Source organism: Streptomyces murinus, from assembly GCF_002154555.1.
Taxonomy (GTDB): Bacteria; Actinomycetota; Actinomycetes; order Streptomycetales; family Streptomycetaceae; genus Streptomyces; species Streptomyces murinus.
Map to the genome: position 1 here is coordinate 1 of NZ_MUNF01000562.1, position 4,584 is coordinate 4,584.

General features: G+C 72.3%; 4 protein-coding genes. 1 reads left to right on the top strand and 3 read right to left on the bottom strand.

Translation table 11 applies throughout. The features are described 5' to 3' along the window. Positions 1–387: 387 nt before the first annotated feature. A complete protein-coding gene (locus CCN72_RS29695; protein WP_037654281.1) occupies positions 388–609 on the bottom strand; it encodes a hypothetical protein in 222 nt (73 codons plus the stop codon). 190 nt (positions 610–799) lie between these two features. On the opposite strand from CCN72_RS29695, the gene CCN72_RS29700 reads away from it, so the two are divergent. Then, positions 800–1,156, top strand: a complete 357-nt coding sequence (locus tag CCN72_RS29700) for a hypothetical protein (protein WP_143664241.1) — start codon at positions 800–802, stop codon at positions 1,154–1,156. 41 nt (positions 1,157–1,197) lie between these two features. On the opposite strand, the gene CCN72_RS29705 is transcribed toward CCN72_RS29700, so the two are convergent. Together CCN72_RS29705 and CCN72_RS29710 are read right to left on the bottom strand one after the other, a co-directional pair. Then, complete coding sequence (locus tag CCN72_RS29705) at positions 1,198–3,489, bottom strand: bifunctional salicylyl-CoA 5-hydroxylase/oxidoreductase (protein ID WP_086811071.1); 2,292 nt, start codon at positions 3,487–3,489, stop codon at positions 1,198–1,200. A 6-nt stretch (positions 3,490–3,495) separates the two neighbouring features. Beyond that, positions 3,496–4,323 (bottom strand): enoyl-CoA hydratase family protein, encoded by an 828-nt coding sequence (locus CCN72_RS29710; RefSeq protein ID WP_086811072.1) that lies wholly within the window; start codon positions 4,321–4,323, stop codon positions 3,496–3,498. Between the last annotated feature and the right edge of the window lie 261 nt (positions 4,324–4,584).

Consider the following 4,584-nt stretch of genomic DNA (forward strand, 5'->3'; position numbering starts at 1 on the left):
GCGAGCGGGCGCCGCGCCCTGGTGGGCGGGGGACTGTCTCTGCTGGGGGCGACGGCGGCGATCGCCTACCTGGTGTTCCTGGCCCGCCGCCCGGAGCTTCCCGTCCAGGGCCAGGAGCCGCCGGCGTACGCGGGGCTAGGCCGCCTTGGCGCGTGGTCCGCGGGTGTTCGAGGTGGGCGGCTGGACGTCGTCCGGCGAGAAGGTGTCGGCCTCTCCGAAGTCGGGGGCCTGGAAGGGGTTGGTCGCCGGGGGCGGCGAGGCCGCGGCCGGGCAGCGGGGCTGCCCTTCCGGAGCGGAGAACAGCGAGGAGGAATCGATGGGAGGGCTCTCTTTCGTGACAGGTTCCCCGAGTGGGGTCCTGGGGTGCCGTGACCGGACACCGCGGTGCTACAGCTTGGTCATCTTGCTGTACGGGCTCAAGATCCGCATCTGCGAGGAGCCGAAGTCCACGAGGGCCGCGACGCCCTCCTCGATGCCGACCACTCGGCCGAGACCGTACATGTCATGCGTGACCTGATCACCCAGGGCGAAGTGCTTGGGAACCGGTGCGACCGGGGCCTTGAAGGGGCTCGTCGGCAGGTGGCGCTTCGGCGCAGGAGGCTTTGTCATGGCTCATTATGCGCCTTCGCGCAACCCGTTCGCTGTGGCCGTCGGCACAATTCCGGACCACCGCACCCGCTTCACGTCGCTGACCTGGGGGTTTGTCTGGTGGCGAGGCGAAATTGGACCGTATATCCAAGCTCAGGAGTTACGAGCGGCCGGGCTGTCGGCCGTGGGGGGGACATGGGGGGCATGCGTGATGGTGAGGCAGGGTGCGGCGCGGCGCGGCATGCGGTTCGGGGTGCGGGTCGGGGTGATCCCGGCGGTCTTCTGGGGCATCTTGTTCCTCTTCGTGGCGGTGGCCCCGTTCGGGTCCGGTCCGCTCGCGGTCCTGCGGCCGGGACTGATCGCCGTGGCGGGCAGCCTGGCGGCAGGCGTACTGCTCGGCGTGGTGACGGGAGCGGCGCCGGCGGTCGCGCCGAAGTGGCTGGTGTCCCGCGGCCCGCTGCGGGGGCTGCTGGCGGCGGGGCTGGCGGGAGTGCTGTTCCAGGCCGAGGTGGCGGTTGTTCTTCGCTGGGTAGTTGGGGGAGCAAGGGGCGGCGGCTGCTCCGCATGATGTGGTAGCCGGGAGCGGCCCGCGGGCGGGTGCCGGTGCCCTCAGTCGCTCAACGACAGCCGGGGTTTGGGAGTGTCCGTGCGGCCCGTCTGCGGGCGGCGACTGCCCGCGCGGTAGGGGGTGGGCCAGTGGACGCCGGGGCCCTCGTAGGACTGCTCGGCAGCGGCGTGCAGGGTCCAGTGGGGGTCGTAGAGGTGCGGGCGGGCCAGGGCGCACAGGTCCGTACGGCCCGCCAGGATCAGTGAGTTGACGTCGTCCCAGGAGGAGATCGCGCCCACGGCGATCACCGGGATGCGCACCTCGTGGCGGATGCGGTCGGCGTACGGGGTCTGGTACGAGCGGCCGAAGTCCGGCTGCTCCTCGGAGACGACCTGGCCGGTGGAGACGTCGATCGCGTCGGCGCCGTGGGCGGCGAAGGCGCGGGCGATCTCGACCGCGTCCTCGGGGGTCGTACCGCCCTCGGCCCAGTCGGTGGCGGAGATGCGGACCGTCATGGGGCGTTCGGCGGGCCATACCGAGCGTACGGCGTCGAAGACCTCCAGCGGGAAGCGCAGGCGCTTCTCCAGTGAGCCGCCGTACGCGTCGGTGCGGCGGTTGGTGAGGGGCGAGAGGAAGCCGGAGAGCAGATAGCCGTGGGCGCAGTGGAGTTCGAGGAGGTCGAAGCCGGCGCGGGCGGCGCGCCAGGCGGCCGAGGTGAACTGCTCGCGGATGTCGGTGAGCTGGGCGCGGGAGAGTTCGCGGGGGGTCTGGCTGCCCGGCCGGTACGGCAGCGGGGAGGGGGCCACGATCGGCCAGTTGCCGGTGGGCAGCGGCTCGTCGATCCCCTCCCACATCAGCTTGGTCGAGCCCTTGCGGCCCGAGTGGCCGAGCTGGACGCCGATCGCCGTGCCCGGCGCCTGCCGGTGCACGAAGTCGGTGACGCGCCGCCATGCCTCCGCCTGGCGGCCGGTGTAGAGGCCGGCGCAGCCGGGGGTGATCCGGCCCTGCTCGCTCACGCACACCATCTCGGTCATGACCAGGGCCGCGCCGCCGAGCGCGCGGGCGCCGAGGTGCACGAGGTGGAAGTCGCCGGGCACGCCCTCGGTGGCGGAGTACATGTCCATCGGGGAGACGACGACGCGGTTGCGCAGGGTCAGGCCGCGTAGCCGGAACGGGGTGAACATCGGGGGCGTGCCGGGCGGGCAGCCGAACTCGCGCTCCACGGACCCGGTGAAGCGGGCGTCGCGCAGCCGGAGATTGTCGTGGGTGACGCGGCGGCTGCGGGTGAGCAGGTTGAAGGCGAACTGGCGGGACGGCTGGTCCCGGTACCGGTCCAGGTCCTCGAACCACTCCAGGCTGGCTCGCGCGGCCCGCTGGGTGGAGGCGACGACGGGCTTGCGCTCCGCCTCGTACGCCGTCAACGCGGCCGGTACGTCCGGCTGTTCACGCAGGCACGCGGCCAGGGCGAGGGCGTCCTCGACGGCCAGTTTGGTGCCGGAGCCGATGGAGAAGTGGGCGGTGTGGGCGGCGTCGCCGAGCAGGACCAGATTGCCGTGCGACCAGTGGTCGTTGACCACCGTACGGAAGGTCGTCCAAGCGGAGTTGTTGGAGCGCAGGGGGCGGCCGCGCAGCGCCTCGGCGAAGATCTTGGCGCAGCGGTCGGTCGATTCGCGCGGGTCCATCTCGTCGAATCCCGCCGCCCGCCAGACCTCTTCGCGCATCTCGATGATGACGGTGGAGGCATCGGGCGAGAACGGGTAGCCGTGCAGTTGCAGCACGCCGTGCTCGGTCTCGGCGATCTCGAAGCGGAAGGCGTCGAAGGCGAAGTCGGCGGCGAGCCAGATGTAGCGGCAGCGGTGGCCGGTGATCCGGGGGCGGAAGACGTCGGCGTGGCTCTCGCGGGTGGCACTGTGCACCCCGTCGGCGGCGACGACCAGGTCGTACTCGGCGATGAGCCGGTCGGCGGGCGGGGCCTCGGTGCGGAACTCGATCCGGACTCCCAGGTCCTGGCAGCGGGTGTGCAGGATCTCCAGGAGGCGGTGCCGGCCGAGGGCCGCGAAGCCGTGGCCGCCGGAGGTGTGCCGGGTGCCGCGGTGCACGATGTCGATGTCGTCCCAGCGGACGAAGTGCCGTTGCAGGGCCTCGTGGACGACCGGGTCGGCGTGTTCGATGCCGCCCAGGGTCTCGTCGGAGAGGACCACGCCGAAGCCGAAGGTCTCGTCCGGGGCGTTGCGCTCCCAGACGGTCACCTCACGGGCGGGGTCGAGGCGTTTGAGGAGGGCGGCGGCGTAAAGGCCGCCGGGGCCGCCGCCGATGATCGCGATGCGTGGGGGGTTGTTGCTCGCCGCCTGCATGAAAGCTCACCTTCCCTGCCACTTGGGGGGCCGCTTCGCCATGAAGGAGGCGTGGAACTCGCGGTAGTCCTCGCCGTTCATCAGCAGTGCCTGGGTCGCCGCGTCCAGCTCGACCGAGGCGGCCAGGGGCATGTCCAGCTCCGCCGTCAGCAGGGCCTTCGTCTGGGCGTGGGCCAGGGCCGGGCCGTCGGCAAGGCGGCGGGCCAGCGCGCCCGCGGCCTCGTCGGCGTGGCCCTCCTCGGTCAGTTCGCTGATCAGGCCGATCCGCTCGGCCTCGGGCGCGCGGACCGGCTCGCCCAGCATCAGCAGGCGGGTGGCGTGGCCGAGGCCGACGACCCGGGGCAGCAGATAGGCCGCGCCCATGTCGCCGCCGGACAGGCCGACCCGGGTGAAGAGGAAGGCGAAGCGGGCGCTCGGGTCGGCGACCCGGAAGTCCGAGGCGAGGGCGAGGACGGCCCCGGCGCCCGCGGCAACCCCGTGGACGGCGGCGATCACCGGGAACGGGCATTCGCGGATCGCCCGTACCACCTGGCCGGTCATCCGGTTGAAGTCGAGCAGCTGGGCGGTGTCCAGGGCGAGGGTGGCGCCGATGATCTCGTCCACATCGCCGCCTGAGCAGAACCCGCGCCCCTCCCCGGCCAGCACCAGGGCGCGTACCGCGCGCTCCCGGGACAGTTCGGCCAGCAGATCGCGCAGGTCGGCGTAGGCGCCGAAGGTGAGGGCGTTGAGCTTGTCGGGGCGGGCGAGGGTGACCGTGGCGACCCCGTCGGCGATCTGGAGGCGCAGATGCTCCCAGTCGGCGGTGCGGCGGGCGGAGCCGGTGAAGGGACTCATGACGTGCGGCCTCCTTGGGCGGCGGTGCCGTACGTTGCGCGGTCCTCCGAAGTTATCACTCGTTTGTGACTGTCGTCACGGGCGCGCGACAAACCGGGGCGTCGAAGGTGTCTTTTCGGCCGGATCGGCCCGGCTGCCATTCGGCCGGATCGGCTCGGCTGTCATGGGTCGGCCGTCGACTGTCACCGGTCGGCTTCAGCGCCGTAACAGAGGGCCCTGGCGCGCGAGGCGGGGCGCCGGGCGGGGTAGGGCGCCAGGTAC

What these genes read in the sequence shown, in the direction of transcription:
- CCN72_RS29710 (WP_086811072.1), bottom strand. Translation starts at nt 4,323, where the DNA reads ATGAGTCCCTTCACCGGCTCCGCCCGCCGCACCGCCGACTGGGAGCAT.
- CCN72_RS29695 (WP_037654281.1), bottom strand. Translation starts at nt 609, where the DNA reads ATGACAAAGCCTCCTGCGCCGAAGCGCCACCTGCCGACGAGCCCCTTC.
- CCN72_RS29705 (WP_086811071.1), bottom strand. Translation starts at nt 3,489, where the DNA reads ATGCAGGCGGCGAGCAACAACCCCCCACGCATCGCGATCATCGGCGGC.
- CCN72_RS29700 (WP_143664241.1), top strand. Translation starts at nt 800, where the DNA reads ATGGTGAGGCAGGGTGCGGCGCGGCGCGGCATGCGGTTCGGGGTGCGG.